The 16,902-nt window shown below is 46.3% G+C and carries 13 protein-coding genes and 1 pseudogene; 9 read left to right on the forward strand and 5 right to left on the reverse strand.

Going from position 1 to position 16,902, the window contains the following annotated elements:
- A partial coding sequence (locus AB4496_RS00375) for an MFS transporter (protein WP_372130472.1) occupies window positions 1–425 on the forward strand: 425 nt, incomplete at its 5' end.
- 147 nt (window positions 426–572) lie between these two features.
- Window positions 573–2,363, forward strand: coding sequence for a bifunctional protein-serine/threonine kinase/phosphatase (locus tag AB4496_RS00380; protein ID WP_009844887.1), 1,791 nt, complete (start codon window positions 573–575; stop codon window positions 2,361–2,363).
- 56 nt (window positions 2,364–2,419) lie between these two features.
- Here the strand turns inward: AB4496_RS00380 and cra are convergent, their stop codons facing one another.
- Window positions 2,420–3,424, reverse strand: coding sequence for a catabolite repressor/activator (gene cra / locus AB4496_RS00385; protein WP_009844886.1), 1,005 nt, complete (start codon window positions 3,422–3,424; stop codon window positions 2,420–2,422).
- A gap of 391 nt (window positions 3,425–3,815) precedes the next feature.
- On the opposite strand from cra, the gene fruB reads away from it, so the two are divergent.
- Genes fruB through fruA form a run of 3 tightly spaced genes read left to right on the forward strand, consistent with a single transcriptional unit; the run spans window position 3,816 to window position 7,712 of the window.
- Window positions 3,816–4,949: a fused PTS fructose transporter subunit IIA/HPr protein gene (fruB, locus tag AB4496_RS00390; RefSeq protein ID WP_102257608.1), complete on the forward strand. Its 1,134-nt coding sequence runs from the start codon at window positions 3,816–3,818 to the stop codon at window positions 4,947–4,949.
- Window positions 4,950–4,958: 9 nt separating this feature from the next.
- Entirely contained in the window at window positions 4,959–5,936 is a 978-nt protein-coding gene (gene pfkB, locus AB4496_RS00395) for a 1-phosphofructokinase (RefSeq protein WP_009844884.1), read from the forward strand.
- 15 nt (window positions 5,937–5,951) lie between these two features.
- Complete coding sequence (gene fruA, locus AB4496_RS00400; protein WP_009844883.1) at window positions 5,952–7,712, forward strand: PTS fructose transporter subunit IIBC; 1,761 nt, start codon at window positions 5,952–5,954, stop codon at window positions 7,710–7,712.
- 132 nt (window positions 7,713–7,844) lie between these two features.
- Here the strand turns inward: fruA and AB4496_RS00405 are convergent, their stop codons facing one another.
- The 4 genes from AB4496_RS00405 to AB4496_RS00420 all read right to left on the reverse strand — a co-directional run bounded on the left by AB4496_RS00405 (window position 7,845) and on the right by AB4496_RS00420 (window position 14,110).
- Window positions 7,845–8,777 carry a helix-turn-helix transcriptional regulator gene (locus tag AB4496_RS00405; protein WP_009844882.1) on the reverse strand — a complete coding sequence of 311 codons (933 nt, stop codon included), beginning with the start codon at window positions 8,775–8,777 and terminating at the stop codon, window positions 7,845–7,847.
- A 104-nt stretch (window positions 8,778–8,881) separates the two neighbouring features.
- A complete protein-coding gene (locus AB4496_RS00410) occupies window positions 8,882–12,061 on the reverse strand; it encodes an efflux RND transporter permease subunit (RefSeq protein ID WP_009844881.1) in 3,180 nt (1,059 codons plus the stop codon).
- A complete protein-coding gene (locus AB4496_RS00415) occupies window positions 12,058–13,233 on the reverse strand; it encodes an efflux RND transporter periplasmic adaptor subunit (protein WP_009844880.1) in 1,176 nt (391 codons plus the stop codon). The genes AB4496_RS00410 and AB4496_RS00415 overlap by 4 nt, the downstream gene beginning before the upstream one ends.
- A complete protein-coding gene (locus AB4496_RS00420) occupies window positions 13,223–14,110 on the reverse strand; it encodes an ABC transporter six-transmembrane domain-containing protein (RefSeq protein ID WP_240798321.1) in 888 nt (295 codons plus the stop codon). The genes AB4496_RS00415 and AB4496_RS00420 overlap by 11 nt, the downstream gene beginning before the upstream one ends.
- 180 nt (window positions 14,111–14,290) lie before the next feature.
- On the opposite strand from AB4496_RS00420, the gene AB4496_RS00425 reads away from it, so the two are divergent.
- From AB4496_RS00425 to AB4496_RS00440, 4 genes and pseudogenes are all read left to right on the forward strand, one after another.
- Window positions 14,291–14,896 carry a hypothetical protein gene (locus tag AB4496_RS00425; protein ID WP_009844878.1) on the forward strand — a complete coding sequence of 202 codons (606 nt, stop codon included), beginning with the start codon at window positions 14,291–14,293 and terminating at the stop codon, window positions 14,894–14,896.
- Window positions 14,897–14,907: 11 nt separating this feature from the next.
- Window positions 14,908–15,819 (forward strand): sterol desaturase family protein, encoded by a 912-nt coding sequence (locus AB4496_RS00430; protein WP_102257606.1) that lies wholly within the window; start codon window positions 14,908–14,910, stop codon window positions 15,817–15,819.
- A gap of 8 nt (window positions 15,820–15,827) precedes the next feature.
- Window positions 15,828–16,502, forward strand: a complete 675-nt coding sequence (locus AB4496_RS00435) for a response regulator transcription factor (RefSeq protein WP_009844876.1) — start codon at window positions 15,828–15,830, stop codon at window positions 16,500–16,502.
- Window positions 16,499–16,902 (forward strand): annotated as a pseudogene (locus AB4496_RS00440) (histidine kinase); the annotation flags it as partial. The gene AB4496_RS00435 and the pseudogene AB4496_RS00440, both read left to right, overlap by 4 nt.

Genomic DNA, 16,902 nt, shown 5'->3' on the forward strand with positions numbered 1-16,902 from the left:
GTGGTTGGATTTCAGATAAATTCGGTCGTAAACCAACACTGCTTATTCTAACGATTGGTCTTGCTGTGGGTTACTTTGCAATGGGTCAAGTCGACAGCACATGGCCTGTATGGCTAGCGGTTGTCGCTGCAATGGCGTGTTCTTTCTTCGTACAAGCCGGTGAAGGTGCGGTGTTTGCAACAGTTCCTCTAATCAAGCGTCGTATGACAGGTCAGATTGCTGGTATGACAGGTGCTTACGGTAACGTGGGTGCGGTGGTTTACCTAACTGTGCTTTCATTCGTAAGTTACCAAACCTTCTTCTTGGTGATTGCAGGAACAGCAGTACTAGGCTTCGTTACTCTGATGTTCATGGAAGAGCCTAACGGCCAAATTGCTGAAGTGAATGACGACGGTAGCGTGACCTTGATTAACGTATCGAGCTAACCACTCATTGAATCGGGAGTAGTACCAAGGTGTGTTTCACCACTTTGGTACTACGTTCAAAGGCTCTGCATTCGCTAGAGCTTTTGTTCTTTCTCAGATGTGCTCTCAAGCAAATGAGAAGACGGCCAGTTAAGAAGAAGACCAGTTATGACAATTTCATTCAGCCAAGGGCAAGTCGTCACGCCGGAATCAAACAACCAATTAACGCTTAAGTTTGGCGGTTATTCGAATAAAGGCATACGTGATGAAAACCAAGACGCCATCATTGTAAAGCACCCCAAAACTCGTACTGAGCAAGAGTTGAAAGGCAGTGTCGTCTGCATAGCAGACGGGGCAAGTTGCAGTGAACACGGCCAGAAAGCCAGTCACACCAGCGTGATGCAATTTATCGACGACTATTACGCCACTCCAAATAGCTGGAGTATTCAGCGTTCAGCACAGAAAGTCTTAACCTCACTCAATTCTTGGCTCTTCAACACGTCTGTTTCTAACATTCATCCTGCACAACAAGTGAACCACAACGCCCTCGTTTCGACGTTCAGCAGCGTGATACTCAAATCGAACACCGCACATATATTCCACGTTGGCGACAGTCGCATTTACTTACTAAGAGATGGAGAATTACGCCAGCTTACCCGCGACCACACCCGTAAAAATATGGGGCAGAAGCATTACCTAACGCGAGCTTTAGGGATGGATAATCAACTCAACGTTGACTACCAAACCCTGCCTATCAAGAAAGGGGACTGCTTTATCCTGACCTCTGACGGCGTGCATGAATTTGTTGCTCCCAATACTTTCAAAGAACACATCGATAGACCTGAAGTGGATTTCGAATACGCCGCACAAACGATCTGTAACACCGCTTTAAGCCACAACAGTTCAGACAACGTGAGCTGCTTGATTGTGCAAGTCAGTCACCTACCTAAACCTTCGCTGATTGAATTCCATGAGAAACTGGCTAAACGCGCCATCCCACCCGCGTTAAAGCTCGGGCAAAGTATCGACAACTTTATGGTGCTTGAGGTGTTGTATGCAGGCTCTAGAAGCCATGTGTATCGTGTGATGCAGAAAGAGACACAAACCGAGTTCGTGCTGAAAGTCCCTTCCGTCCAATATCATGATAGCCCTTCGCAACTGAGAGCTTTCTTTAATGAACAATGGGCGGGGATCTTGCTAAACAATAAGAAAGTAATGAAGGTCTACCCTACGCCAGAGAACTCGCAATTCTTATATCAAATCTGCGAATGGGTAGAAGGCATCACGCTAAGACAATGGATGTACGACAATCCAAAACCGTCACTCAATGAAGTACGCGACATACTAGAAAAAATCACACAAGGTATTCGAGTATTACAACGCGCAGACATGGTGCACCGAGACTTAAAGCCCGAGAACATTATGCTTCAACATGATGGTGAGATAAAAATCATCGACCTTGGCGCTGTATTAGTCAGAGGACTTGAAGAGGGAGAGCTCGCAGACAAAGACGACACTCCACTAGGTGCGGTCAATTACATAGCGCCAGAGACCATCAAACATAACAGCGCGACCACCAGCTCTGATCTGTTCTCTATCGCTGTGATCGGCTATGAGATGCTAACCGGTGAATTGCCCTACTCTGAAATGACCGCACAATCGCTTAAGCAATCTCGCCACCATCAATGGGAATACCAACCCATCACACAAAAACGAGCGGACTTACCAAGCTGGGTGGATTTGGTGTTACAAAAAGCCTGTGCCGAATCACCAAGCGAACGTCATCAAGTGTTGGGGGATTTTGTGGCAGACCTTTACACACCAAACCAAAGCTTGGTGAAAAGCAAAGCCAAGCAACCTTTGATAAACCGAAACCCAATCCAGTTTTGGAAAGTGTTGGCTTTGTTGCTCGGCATTGTTGCCATTGTAGAGTTGGGCTTATTGCTTGGTTCGAGTTAACTCCAAGTTCGAGCTAAGTGTCCAAGTCTAACCTAGCTTGTTTAAACTAACTGGAATTAGCCTCGTCTCACTAAACTTCTCGGCACGAGTTCAATACCCGCTTGGTAACGCTTAGCGGATGCATTTAACGCCAAAGCAAAAGCGCTGTCGGCAATTACTTCAAACTGCTGCGGCAGTGAATGGACTTTAAAAGGCAAGAAGTCGAGCAGTCGGTTATCACCAAAGGTTGCCAGTTTTACTTGATTAATCAGCTCTGGTTTTTCAACCATTACATCCAACACACCCTCTAACAAGGTGTAAGACATAGTCACAATCGCATCAGGAACCGTGCCTTTTGCAATCCAACCCTCAAAAACCTCTCGCCCAGATTCCCTATCAAAGTGCTCACCATAACCCACAACCATCGGCTTGTTTTCTGCGAGCCCTGTTTGTTGAGTATGTGCTTTATTCGCAGCTTCAAAACCTAGGTGACGTTCGCGTGAGATATTTAGATCAGGAAGTGCGCCTATCAAACCAACACTATGAATATTGTCATCGAGAATCGAATGCGTCAGTTCAAATGCGGCTTCGAAATCTTCACTGAGTACGCAAGCAAAGTGCTCATCATCTAACGGACGGTCAATTGCGATCACAGGCGTTCCTGAGTTTTGCAACTTTAAGTAGAACTCGTTGGCGTCTGGCATTGAGCTCGCAACCAGCAAGGCATCAATACGACGACTTACCAAAGCTTCAGCCACTTTTCGTTCTGTTTCAGCATCATCATCAGAACAACCAATCAATATCTGGTAGCCCACTTTGCGTGAATTCTGCTCTATCAATTTTGCCAAACGCGCGTAACTGCTGTTTTCCAGATCCGGAATAATCAAACCAAATGAACGGCTATTACCAGCGCGCAACGACGAAGCGGCGTGGTCTGGACGGTAATTATACTCTTCTACAACCGCCATGACTTTCTGTTGAGTCTTTTCACTGATTCTGTATTTCTGCGCCTTGCCGTTGATGACATAACTGGCTGTGGTTTTCGATACTCCAGCCAACTTAGCGATTTCATCAAGTGTCATATGAGTGACCTGTATTTTGTGCGTAGGATCATATAACGAATGATCTGATCCCTGGATTAGTTGAATTATATGCTGAATCGATTCAGTATAAAAGCTGAAAGGATTCAGCAAAATCTGAAAAGTGACTTCAATCATCCTTTTGAATGAATCGAGCGTCATTTGTTGTTAATAAGCTTTCGTTATTTAGCTTTTCGTTATCCACGAATCAGACCGAATTAACGACACGCAGCAAAACTATTTTGAAAATCGAAATTGGCTTTGCTGAATTTTTTTACACTGAATGCTGAACCGATTCAGCTAAAGTAAAGCAAAGAGTAAAGTTCACTAATTCTTGCTCTAGTTGGAATCGTAGCGACACACAAATTCTCAAGCGATACGCTAAAGAGGCACCATGCTTAAATTATCAAAATCTGACATCACTCTAGGCCAAACGGCCAATGATAAGTTCCAAGCAATCCAAAATATTGCAGGCGACCTAACAGCCAAAGGCTTAGTTGACTCTGGCTACGTTGAAGGAATGCTGAACCGTGAAAACCAGAACTCTACGTTCCTTGGCAACGGTATCGCGATTCCTCATGGAACGACTGACACTCGTGGCCTAGTGAAAGAGACAGGCGTTGCGGTACACCACTTCCCTGAAGGTATTGATTGGGCAAACGGAAACCGTGTTTACGTTGCGATTGGTATTGCAGCTAAATCTGATGAGCACTTAGGCATTCTTAAGCAACTGACCAAAGTGCTAGCGGCAGACGGTGTTGAAGAGAAATTAAAGCAAGCAAAATCAGAAGACGAAATCATCGCCCTACTTAATGGCGAAGTTCAGCTAGAAGCAGACCTAGACGCTTCTTTAGTTCAACTACTGTTCCCTGCAAGCGACATGATTCAAATGTCTGCAGTTGCGGGCGGCCTACTTAAGAACACAGGTTGCACAGACAACGCATTCGTTGCCGACCTTGTGACAAAAACACCAACTCACCTAGGCCAAGGCCTATGGTTGTTGGGCAGCGACAAAGGTGTAACTCGCACTGGCGTATCTTTCGTTTCAACAGCGAACCATTGTGAGTACGAAGGCACACCAGTTAAAGCATTGGTAGCATTCGCCGCTTGTAACAGCGCACACCAATCGATTCTGGCAAACCTAAGCAAGATGGTTTTCGAAGGTAAGCAACAACAACTGTTGACTGCAGATGCAGCGCAAGTCATTGGCCTTCTAAAAGGTGAAGCGGTTTCTACAGCTTCTCAAGACGACGACAACTGCGCAGTATTCAAAATCAAAAACGCACACGGCCTACACGCTCGTCCGGGCGCAATGCTAGTCGCTGAAGCGAAGAAGTTTGAATCAACAATCCGCGTGTCAAACCTAGATGGCGACGGAAAAGAAGTGAACGCGAAGAGCTTGATGAAAGTAATCGCTCTTGGCGTTAAACACGGCCACCAGCTTCAATTTGTTGCTGAAGGTGATGACGCAGCACAAGCACTTGAGTCTATTGGCAAAGCTATCGCTTCTGGCCTTGGCGAAGGTTAAGGAATCGATATGTCTGATAAACAAATCAAAGCCGTTACCGTAACCCTAAACCCTGCTCTAGATCTGACAGGTAGCATCGATGTGCTAAACGTAGGTTCGGTTAGCTTGGTGAACAAAAGCTCACTGCATGCAGCGGGTAAAGGCGTAAACGTAGCAAAAGTACTTTCAGAGCTTGGCGCTAAAGTCACCGTAACAGGTTTCCTTGGTCGCAATAACGAAGAACCGTTCTGCCAACTGTTCGAACAGATGGGCGCAACTGACCGCTTTATTCGTGTCGACGGCGCAACTCGCATCAACGTGAAGTTAGTAGAAGAAAGTGGTCAAGTTAGCGATATCAACTTCCCTGGCGTAGCGGTAACACCGATTGCCATCGAGCAGTTTGAGCGCACTCTATTCGGGTTAGCTGAAGACCACGAATATTTCGTGATTGCAGGCAGCTTACCTCAAGGCGTTTCACCTATGTTATGCGCATCTTGGATTCAGAAACTTCACGATATGGGCAAGAAAGTGTTATTCGACAGCAGCCGTGATGCACTTAAAGCGGGGCTCGATGCACAACCATGGCTGATCAAGCCAAACGATGAAGAGCTATCTCAGTTATTCAACGCCGAACTAACTACACGCGACCAATGCCAACACGCAGGCCAAGCCCTAAGTGAAAAAGGCATCGATAACATCGTTGTGTCACTTGGTGCTGAAGGTGTGATGTGGCTTAACCAAGGTGAGTGGTTACACGCTCAACCACCGCGCATGCAAGTAGTGAGCACGGTAGGTGCAGGTGACACCTTAGTTGCGGGCCTATGTTGGGGCCACATGCAACAGATGCCAAAACCAGAACTTATTCAATTCGCAACCGCCCTATCTGCTCTAGCAGTTTCACAGGTAGGTGTGGGGGTAACCAGCCAACAAGAGCTGGATTCAGTACGACAAAATATCCAATTACAGGCGCTTAGTGCTCCAACTAGTCAGTTAGACACAAGTAAATAGGACAAAGGGATTATTATGAATATTACCATCATCACAGCTTGCCCAAGTGGCGTAGCAAACAGCATCATCGCAGCAGGCTTGTTAGAGCAAGCTTCAAAAACACTGGGTTGGAACGCCGCTATTGAATGTCAATCTAGCGTATTACCTAACTCTCCAGTATCACAAGACACGATCGACAGCAGCGACGTTGTTGTTATTGCTGCCAACACAAACGTTGATAAAGCGCGCTTTGTTGGCAAAAAAGTGTACCAAGAAGCTATCTCTGAATGCACAGCAGATGCAAAAGCATTTCTAGAGAAAGCGGTAACCCAAGCAACGGTATTAGACGCTTCTCAAGTTGAGACTACAGTGGAAATTACTGGTACTTCAGCAAACTCTTCTACAACAGCAAGTACAGGCAGCAAAAAGATCGTAGCGATTACCGCTTGCCCGACTGGCGTTGCACACACCTTTATGGCAGCAGAAGCACTTGAAGCAGAAGGCAAACGCTTAGGTCACCAGATCAAAGTGGAAACTCGCGGCTCAGTAGGTGCGAAAAACCAACTGACAGACCAAGAAATCGCAGACGCTGATCTTGTTATCATCGCTGCCGACATCGACGTTCCTCTTGATCGTTTTAACGGCAAAGCGCTATACAAAACCACAACAGGTCCTGCTTTGAAGAAAACAAAGCAAGAGATGGAAAAAGCATTCGCTGAAGCTAAGCCATACCAGCACACAGCGTCTTCAAATTCAGCGCCTGCTGATGAGAAGAAAGGTGTGTACAAGCACCTAATGACAGGTGTATCTCACATGCTTCCTGTGGTTGTTGCGGGTGGTTTGATCATCGCACTGTCTTTCGTATTCGGTATCGAAGCGTTCAAAGAAGAAGGCACATTAGCAGCGGCATTGATGACTATCGGTGGTGGTTCTGCATTCGCACTGATGATTCCTGTTCTTGCTGGTTTCATTGCATTCTCTATTGCTGACCGTCCGGGTCTGGCTCCAGGTCTAATTGGCGGTATGTTGGCTAGCTCAACAGGCGCAGGTTTCCTAGGTGGTATCGCAGCGGGTTTCATTGCGGGTTACGCAGCAAAATTCATTGCCGACAAGGTTCAACTTCCACAATCCATGGAAGCCCTCAAACCAATTCTGATCATTCCGTTTATCGCGAGTTTGTTCACTGGTTTGGTCATGATTTACATCGTTGGTGGTCCAGTTTCAGGCGTGATGAGCGCAATGACAGACTTCCTAAACAACATGGGAACGTCTAATGCGATTCTTCTGGGTGTGATTCTAGGCGCAATGATGTGTTTCGACCTTGGTGGTCCAGTAAACAAAGCGGCTTACACGTTCGGTGTTGGTCTATTGGCTTCACAAACTTACGCACCAATGGCAGCAATCATGGCAGCAGGTATGGTTCCGGCTCTAGGTATGGGCCTTGCAACTTTCCTAGTGAAAGACAAGTTTGAAGCAGGCGAGCGCGAAGCAGGTAAAGCATCATTCGTTCTTGGGCTATGTTTCATCTCTGAAGGTGCAATCCCATTCGCAGCGAAAGACCCAATGCGTGTTATCCCAGCATGTATGGCAGGTGGCGCACTAACGGGCGCTCTATCAATGATGTTTGGTGCACAACTAATGGCTCCACACGGCGGCTTGTTCGTACTGCTAATTCCTGGCGCTATCTCTCCAGTTCTTATGTATCTAGTGGCGATTGCAGCAGGTACAGCGGTAACAGGTTTTGGTTACGCAGCTCTTAAAAAGATGAGCGATTCTAAAGTGACTGCAGAGGCTTAATCCCCCTACTCTGTTTAGCGGTTAAGGCTGACGAACAGAGGCTCTTGATAAAACAGTCCCTTGTTAAAACTGTTCCTTGGTAAAACTGTTCCTTGGTAAAGCAAAAGGCTCCTCAATTGAGGAGCCTTTTTATTATTCGTTGTCTTGGGTCGTTAAGATGGGCAACTGGAATGAGAAGGTCACGCCTTCAACATCATCCATATCGATCTGACGAATCATCTCTACCAAATAACCTTGCACATCTAACTTCAAACCTTGTTGCTCAACCGCCTTAAACAGAGCTTCTAACGCTGTGCTGTACGCCACATCTGAAACCAGATAAACGTCGCTGCATAAGTAGTAGCCTTCAGGAATGGTCATATCATAACGATCTTTCGCGACTTGCCAATTTCCAATTTCAGCGTCGATGTCGTCCCATTTATTATTCATTTGCTTGATCGGCGTAGTGCCCATCAAGTGAGTCGACTTCTGACCATAGATTTCAAATACCGTGTCCCAATCAGGATCTTCCAACTTAAGCTTTTGCATGCCGCGTTCTGGATACCAAACTAGCTCGATCGGCATAGACTTAACTAGCTCTTTCTCCATAGAAGACTGCACACCTGGATGTGCTAATTTCTGGATGAATTCTGCCGTTTCCTTAGGTGTCGCGTTATAGCCCATTTCTCGAATATGTTTTGCTGTAACACCGAGCTCACGCTTGAGCGCCTTACCTAATGACTGTGACGATGAGTAGCCACAATACTGAGCAATTTCAATCACGCTCCACGGCTCATCATTGATCAACAAACCGACCGCGATTTGTAACCGAACACGGCTTAGATACTGGCCAGGAGTTTCATTAAACAACTCGGTAAACTGACGATGAAAGTGATAAGGCGAAATCGCGCTCTCTGTTGCAATTTCTTCCCACGTACGACGCTCACCCCACTCTTCATGCATCAAGGTCAATGCATGCGTAAAGCGTTTTTGAAGGTGCTCTGGCAAAGATTCAATCAATGTAATCTCAGGCACCAGTTTAAAAGCTGGTTCTAAATGCAAAGCAGGTTTATTCTCTTGCGTCATACAGTCTTAGGTCTCTGGTACATTGGCTTGAGTCTTACTGTCGGTTAGCTTCGCTGAATTGGACAGCTTGGCTTCACTATCGTCTTTGTCCTTTATAAAATCAATCACGAGCGCTCCAAAGTGAGTTCTTCTAATGAATCTTGTTCGTCCGCTTCTTTTTCAATTAGATTTTCAACTAGCGGGGGCTTGCGGCAAAACAGGCCAAGCAACACGGGAATCAAAATCAGAGTTACCGCAGTGGCAAACAGCTCACCAAACACCAAAGATACTGCCGCTGGTTTCAAGTATTGCGCCTGCTCTGCGGTTTCGCTTAGCAATGGCAACAATCCACACACCGTTGTAATGGTGGTCAAGAAAATCGCCCTCAAGCGGCTAGTACCCGCAATGACTAACGCTTGCTGTAACGGCACCCCTTGGCGGTATTCACTATTAAAGCGCGTGATCAACACTAACGAGTCATTAATCACGATGCCTGTCATGGCCATCATTCCAAACAACGAAAGAATACTGATAGGTAAGTCCATCAAGTAGTGACCAAAAATCGCGCCCGCAAAACCAAACGGGATCACTACCATGATAATCAGCGGCTGCCAGTAGGACTTCAAAGGCACCGCCAACAAAATGTAGATCATGATGAGCGTTAGTATCATCGCTGATTTGAAGCCGTTCGACACTTCCCCTATCTCTTCAAATTCGCCGCCCGCTTTTATCGTCACACTTGGAAACTGTAAGTGCAGAGATTCAATTGTATCTTCAAGTTGCTCACGTGTTTTCTCCGGTGATTGCAAGTCTCGGTTCTGCTTCCAATACAGGTTGATCACTTGCTCTCGGTCGCGGCGGTAAACCACTTGCGGTTCTTGCTCATGACGAAACTCAGCAATATCCCCCATCATCACACTTCCGCCATTAGGTAACATGATAAGAGCCTGTTGTAGCTGAGCTAAGGTTCTGCGCTCATCTCTTGGATACTGCAGCAGCACCTTGGTCTCTTGCCCGTTTTCTAACAAGCGATGCACTTCTCTTTCGCCAAACGCTTCTCCTGCTAACTTAGCCAGTTTCGCTTGAGTTAACCCAAGTTGCTGACCATATTGATTCAACACCAATCGAACTTGCGGTAAACCATCCTGACCATCGTCGTAGACATCCGATACGCCTTTCAACGAAGCCAAAGTATCCGCTAGCTCCTCACTAACTAGAGAAGCAAGCTCACGATCATTGGAAGAGATCGTTAAGAATGTTCCGCCAGCAGGCTCCTCTGCGGCGCTGAACTTAACTGAATAAGCCCCTTCTATTTGGCCTGTGTTTTCTCTCCATCGCTTCAACAATAAATTACCCGGCAGTGAGCTTAAAGATTCGTTAGTAAGCTCAGCTGTGACTTCGATTTCGCCATAGCCATCAGACCAAGCAAGCAGGTTCACAACAGGCTTTTCCTGTAATGGGTAATCGTCCATCAAGCCTTTTTCTACTTGTGCCATTGCTTGCTCAACTTGCAACAAGGCTTGTCGCTGCAGTGGCAAAGGCGCACCATCCTCTAGCTCAATCACGGCAGAGATGTAACGCCCCGGAATTTCAGGGAACAACGCACTACGAATCGCACCATTCGACCACATGCCATAAGCCAGTGAGATAACTGCCACAAACCCAAGCAAAGACGCCACCTTGTAGCCAAGTGCAAATTCCAAAATTGGCTTATAAATGTTGAGATTGAACCACTGCAAGCCGCCTTGAGCCGCATTCTGAACCTTGGCAAAAATACTGGTCGATGGTTTTTTCACAGAGAGCTGAGCCAAGTGTGACGGTAGAATAAATTTGCTTTCAATCAGCGAGAAGATCAAAGCGAAGATCACCACAGCCGAAAACCCAGCAAGTACTTTAGCTAACTCATTGTTAATCCATAACATTGGAGAAAACGCAGCGATGGTTGTCAGCACACCAAACACGGTAGCCACTGATACTGAGTTAACGCCCTGCCAAGCGGCTGTCTTTCCATTTATATCAGAGGGGCTGTTTATATTTGAGAAACCATTGATATTAGGAGAATAACCGACGTTCCCCGTCCTTTTTTCATGTATCGCTTCACCTACAACAACTGCATCGTCCACCAGCACACCGAGAACCAAGATAAACCCAAATAGAGTGATGTCGTTGATGCTGTAGTTGAACAACTGCATTGCTGCCAACGTTCCAGTGAGCGCAATTGGAATGCCCATCGCGACCCAAAAGGCGAGCCTGATTTCAAGAAAGATCCCAAGTAGAACTACGACGATCAATAAGCCTTGCCATGCATTCTCACTCAAACGAAATAGCTGCTCTTCAATGTAAGGCGCCATGTCAGCCATGGTATTTAACTCAATATCCGACGGCAAAATTGCACGTTGCGCATCCAGTGTTTCACTGATCGCTTCGCTGACTTTAAGCAGATTGTCGGTTTGGCTCGTGCTGACCAATAATGCGATGGCGTTAGAGCCGTTGTTACGCACGATAGAACCACTGTATTGGTAGCCACGACTTAACTTGGCGATGTCTCCCAGTAGTATTTTCCCGTTGCTTCCTGAAATCACAACAAGCTGATTCAACTTCTGTAGATCATCGGCGTATCCGTCACCACGAATCACCATTCGGCCTTTGTCACTAATCAGCTCACCGCTACGAGTCTCAAGTGAACGCTGCTCAACGAGCTCTGCGAGATCTTCTAAGCCCAACCCTAACGCTTTCAGTTGGTCTGGATCTGGCTCGATAACCAATTGAGATGGGCGAGTTCCCCAATTTGATACCTTCGAGATACGCGGATTCTTCTTTAGCGCTTGTTCAAGTTGCTTGGCGATGGGTTGCAGTTCGTCATCGGTTCTCGGCCCAGACACCACCACGAACGCGGCTAAATTAGTAAATTCGTTTCGCACGACTTGCGGCCTTTCCGCTTGCACGGGAAAGCCATTGATGGCGTTAACTTGATTACGAATGTCATCCAACAGCTTGTCTAAATCTGTGCTACTGGTTTTACGGACCATGACCTGAGAAACCCCAGCACTAGACTGACTGGTGATCTGTTTGATGCCTGCAATACCGCTGATTGACTCTTCGATTCTCTGCGTAACACTCTCATCGATCTGTTGCGCGGTACCGCCAGGGTAAGTAACGCTGATACTGATGGAAGACGGTGCGATTTGTGGAAACGACTCGACACGCAATTGTCCGAACGCAAGCACACCACTGATAACAATCGCCATCATCAACAAATTGGCAGCAACAGGGTTATTGATAAACCATTTTGTCATCCAACTCATTGGTTTGATTCCTTAATCTGTGTGACATCAGATTTACCCACGAGCATAGCTTCAGAATGGATTCCATTGAACCTAGGCGCGACTTGTTTGCCGATTAACATCGAAGAAAGCGGATACTGCACCACGCGACGAGCCTTATCACTGCGATCATTGAAGCGAATATCAAGCTCTTGGCTGCCTTGCCCAATAAGCGTTACCGACTCTTTACGTAGACGATCATTGGTGTCTAACGTCCACACATATCCGTCTCGTGTCATCGCACTTAAAGGCACGCTGACTACGTTATCCTTCAGCCCCAGATTAACCACAGCCTGAACCTGTTGATTTGGAAACAATCTTGGCTTGCTTTGATAAGGCGCCTCAACCGACAACACGACTTGTCTTTGGCGAGTGACCGAGTCAACTTGCGGCGACACATAGCGCACCTTTGCAGACCACTGCTCCCCAGAGCGGTTCACCACTGTGATACTCGGCTCAGTAAGGGCTGCTTGAACTTGTTGCCAATGCATTTCAGAAATCGGCAACTCAATATCAATCGAATCACTGGCAGCCAATTCAAAGGTCACTTGCCCCGCCTCTATCCACTCTCTCGGACTGATATGGCGTTTCATGATCACCGCATTAAAGGGCGCAGTAATCACTGATTCGTCCAACAACTTCTGTGCACTCAGGTAAGCCTGTTTCGCTTGTTGTAGGTTAGCTTTCGCTACAAGTAATTGAGGCTCTCTACGAGCAAAAGACGAACTCGTTTTCGGGTTCAGCATTTTTAACGCGACCGTTTGCTCATGCTTAGCTTGCTTCAATTCTAATTCTGCTTGTTTCAATGAGCTCAACGCCTGAGCCAAGTTCGCATCAACCGCGCTAGTATCTAACCTTGCTAACACATCGCCTTTGTTAACCAAATTCCCCGGTTCAACGCTTTCATCTAGCCATTTCAACTGTGCGCTACTGGATGCTTTCAACTGCACAGGCCAACGCGCAGCAGTTACACCTAATACCGTTAACGTCGATTGATGCTGTGATGGTGTCACCTCTAACACTGAAACTGGGGCAAGGACGGCTTCTTTCTTCACTGGCTGGGTAGCTTCAGGTTCCAATTCATCAACAACAACCAACGCGATAAAGATGGCTGCGCAACCGACTAATACAGAAAGTGGCTTTTTAAATTTCATGAGGTATCTCCTTGGTAACCTGTTGAGTGGCGGTGTGATTAAGGCGCTGACTGATTTCAGTGAGACGAGAAAGGGTTTGTAGCGTGATTGGTAGCATCACTGCGGTTTCAACAAACTCGAGTGAATAAGTAACGATGGAGAACACTTGACCAGCGGTCGGTTCGATAAGCTGACTCACCATCCATAAATTGCCGATGACCGCGCCAAACAACACGATAAAAATCAGCCCATAGACAACAGCTTCCGTATCTGAAAGCTTGATTTCACACTGTTTTAAGCGCTCAAAATGCCAACGAAGTGCTGACAAGCGAACACCACTCAGTAGTTTCACCTGCTGTTCAACTTGGTCGTTAAATTGGCCATTGAGTCGTGTAAAGGTTCGGTGGAATACGCCGTAGATAACCAGAATCGACAGCCCTGCAAACAACATGCAAAGTGCCAATGAGAAGTGAAACGTTGAGAGGATAACCACCGTCGCGACCAGCTGAACTATCGCGGTCATCAAAGTAGGCAAATCATCTTCTAGGAAATCAACCAGCTCACGAGACATGGTTAGCCGGGCGTCTTTGGTCGAAATAGACAAACCGCGCAGGTTACGCTCAACAAGGTTTGCCAGTTTTACGCGAATAGCACCATACACACGGGTATCGTAAAAACGGCGAACGACACTGATGATCACCAGTACAAAAAGAATCAGTGCCAACATCATCAAAGGCTGAAAGCTTTGGTTTAGCACTCCGTCTATGGCGTGACCAATAAACAGTGGCAGCAGAATAAACATCACGTTTTCAGCCAATACCATTAACCAAGTCGCGGCGACCTTTAATGGATTAAGCCGAATAATCGTCAGCAGAGAGATGGGATGTTTGAATAGCATTATTGAGCCCATAAATGAATATGGCGCCAGTATTACCAATCCAACATGGAAAAAAGTGTCCCAAATTGCTGTATTAACAAATTAGACGACAGACTCGCTTAGTCACTAGCTCGGTTACCTTTTGTTTACCTCGCCTCCTTTATTGTCCTTGATAAGAAAAATGAACAACAAGGAAAGAGCATGAAATTATTCGCTTCATTACTCACGACAGTCGGTATTACTGGTGTTGTCTGGGGGCTATTACATATTCAGCCTGCGATTGCGGATGCATCGACGGAGCAGCCAATCGCTGAGTTATCAACGAACAAGTCATCAATCGACAAACAGCCAAAAAACAAGTCCGTAGAGGTCAAACAACAGGCGACTGTAAATACCACTTACCTGCAAGGTTTGAGCAAGACTATCCCTTTAGAGGACGTGCCTGAACTGTGGGTCGATTTCTACCAAAACCTGGAAGCAAAAGATGAGGAGATCGCACAGCAACAGAAAGTGGTCGTGATCTATCAGGACATCAGTTCCGACTTCAGCACGGCTACTGTCACCATTGGCTTCCCGACTCAGCAATCAAAATTAAATAAAAAAAAACCATTAATTAAGATTCCAAGCAAATCCAAAGGCACCCTTCTGCTAGGTAAAGGCGAACATACTGAACAAGAACTAGCACATGCTTGGGAAGGTATCGCGATTCTAAAAGAAGTGGATATGGTTATAGAACATCACCAGCTGAACCAGCATGGTTTGCCAGATTCTAGTGAGTTATACGTCTATTATAAGAACAATCAGTAAAGGATTTAGTTATGAATTTCACTATGGATAGCATTGGGAATTTTCTCTCTCAAACATTCACAGAAACGAGCATCATCCTAACCGAAACTTGGGTAGATGATAATTTTCTGCTGCTTGCTCTGGCTCTGTTTATCTTTGAGCTTATCCGCTATGCCTTTAAGAAAAAACTCAGCTGGAATATGTTGGGAGACAGCGCGACTAACTTAGTCACTCTGTTCTTCTTGTTGGTTACCGTTTTCTTTGTCGGGTTAGCCTATGTCGGCGCGTTTGTTTACGCCTACGAGAATTTCAGCCTAACTCAACTACCGATATCCGGTTGGACAATTCTGGGTTGCTTGATCTTGGCCGATCTCGCGTACTACTGGGAGCACCGATTCTTGCACAGCAACGGTTTAGCATGGGGAACGCACTCAGTTCACCATAGCTCGCCTTACTTTAATATCTCGGTCGCTTACCGCTTTGGGCCTTTGGATTGGTTCTTCCCGTTCTTCTTCCACTTGCCGTTAATTCTGCTCGGCTTTAATCCGTTTGTGGTTCTGATGTGTGAAACCTTTGTTCAACTGTTTCAAACACTGCTGCACTCTGAAACCGTTAAACGCTTGCCTCGCCCAGTTGAAGCGGTATTTAATACGCCTTCACACCACCGAGTGCATCACGCAACCAACAAGCAGTATCTTGATAAGAACTATGCAGGCATCTTCATTATTTGGGACAAGATGTTCGGTACCTTCGCTAAAGAAGAGGAAGAAGTCAGATATGGCGTGTTCCCGAGAATCAACTCTGTGAACCCATTTAAGGTATATTTCCACGGCTACGTTAAACTGTGCCAACAGTTATGGCATGCGCCAAATTGGAATTATCGACTACAGCTTCTTATTCAGCCGCCTATTTGGGCTTGGAAAAGAGAACGAGAAACAAAGTAAGGACACTTATGAGCATTAACGCCCTGCTGATTGAAGACGACAGTGACTTGGCAGAAGCCATTGCAGACTATATGGAACTCGACGGTTTCGAATTCGATTTTGCCTACAATGGCTGCGCAGGGCTCAACCTTGCGTTAGAGGGGCGTTATGACATCATTTTGACGGACATCAACATGCCGAAAATGGACGGGCTTGATGTCTGCCAATCACTTCGCCAACAAGGTGTCACGACACCGATCCTAATGTTGACCGCAAGAGACACGCTACAGGACAAGATCGCGGGGTTCGAAGTAGGTTCGGATGACTATCTAGTGAAGCCTTTTGCGATGGAAGAACTGAAAGTACGGTTGATGGCATTAGTGCGTCGTTCTCAAGGTTCAGTGACTTCATTGTCCGTGGCAGACCTCAAACTGGACCTGGACAAGCACCAAGCCATTAGAGACGGCAAGCTATTGAAGCTCTCGCCAGTATGTTGGCGAATGCTCGTAATGTTAGTGCGAAACAGCCCTAACGTGGTGAGCAAAGCCAAGCTTGAGGAAGCATGGGAAGACGAAATGCCAAGCTCTGATAGCATGAAAGCGCACCTGTTTAAGCTTCGACAAGTGGTTGATGCGCCCTTTGATTCAAAGCTAATCCACACGGTTCATGGGATTGGTGTTGTCTTACATGGGGAGTCATCATGAAACAGGCAAACATGAACCGAGTCAGTATCAAGCGTGATATCTACCTCTACTTATTTGGCATCGTCGTATTACTCACAGCCATCTACAGCTTGATGGTGTCTCAGAGCTATCACATCGGTCTCAATGAATCGGCAAAATATGGATTCTTATATGAGTTGGAAGTCGCAGAGCAACAATACATCGAAACAGGGCAATTACCAGACTATCAAAACCCGACATTCCAAGCCTTTCTAAGTTATTCGGAACTGCCCACTAAGTTCCAACAAGCTTTTGATTGGAAAGCATTTGATAACGATGCAATTTATGAACACTACGAGCTTTCATCGAACAGCGAGTCAGGTCAGTACCTCTACGCAGCCAAGCATCCGATATCAGGTAGCGAAGAAGCGCTATACATCAT

The organism is Vibrio sp. 10N.222.46.A1, from assembly GCF_041473595.1.
In the GTDB taxonomy this organism is placed as follows: Bacteria; Pseudomonadota; Gammaproteobacteria; order Enterobacterales; family Vibrionaceae; genus Vibrio; species Vibrio tasmaniensis_A.

Coding starts and splice junctions, on each gene's coding strand:
- AB4496_RS00380 (WP_009844887.1), top strand. CDS start 573: ATGACAATTTCATTCAGCCAAGGGCAAGTCGTCACGCCGGAATCAAAC.
- cra (WP_009844886.1), bottom strand. CDS start 3,424: ATGACACTTGATGAAATCGCTAAGTTGGCTGGAGTATCGAAAACCACA.
- fruB (WP_102257608.1), top strand. CDS start 3,816: ATGCTTAAATTATCAAAATCTGACATCACTCTAGGCCAAACGGCCAAT.
- pfkB (WP_009844884.1), top strand. CDS start 4,959: ATGTCTGATAAACAAATCAAAGCCGTTACCGTAACCCTAAACCCTGCT.
- fruA (WP_009844883.1), top strand. CDS start 5,952: ATGAATATTACCATCATCACAGCTTGCCCAAGTGGCGTAGCAAACAGC.
- AB4496_RS00405 (WP_009844882.1), bottom strand. CDS start 8,777: ATGACGCAAGAGAATAAACCTGCTTTGCATTTAGAACCAGCTTTTAAA.
- AB4496_RS00410 (WP_009844881.1), bottom strand. CDS start 12,061: ATGAGTTGGATGACAAAATGGTTTATCAATAACCCTGTTGCTGCCAAT.
- AB4496_RS00415 (WP_009844880.1), bottom strand. CDS start 13,233: ATGAAATTTAAAAAGCCACTTTCTGTATTAGTCGGTTGCGCAGCCATC.
- AB4496_RS00420 (WP_240798321.1), bottom strand. CDS start 14,110: ATGCTATTCAAACATCCCATCTCTCTGCTGACGATTATTCGGCTTAAT.
- AB4496_RS00425 (WP_009844878.1), top strand. CDS start 14,291: ATGAAATTATTCGCTTCATTACTCACGACAGTCGGTATTACTGGTGTT.
- AB4496_RS00430 (WP_102257606.1), top strand. CDS start 14,908: ATGAATTTCACTATGGATAGCATTGGGAATTTTCTCTCTCAAACATTC.
- AB4496_RS00435 (WP_009844876.1), top strand. CDS start 15,828: ATGAGCATTAACGCCCTGCTGATTGAAGACGACAGTGACTTGGCAGAA.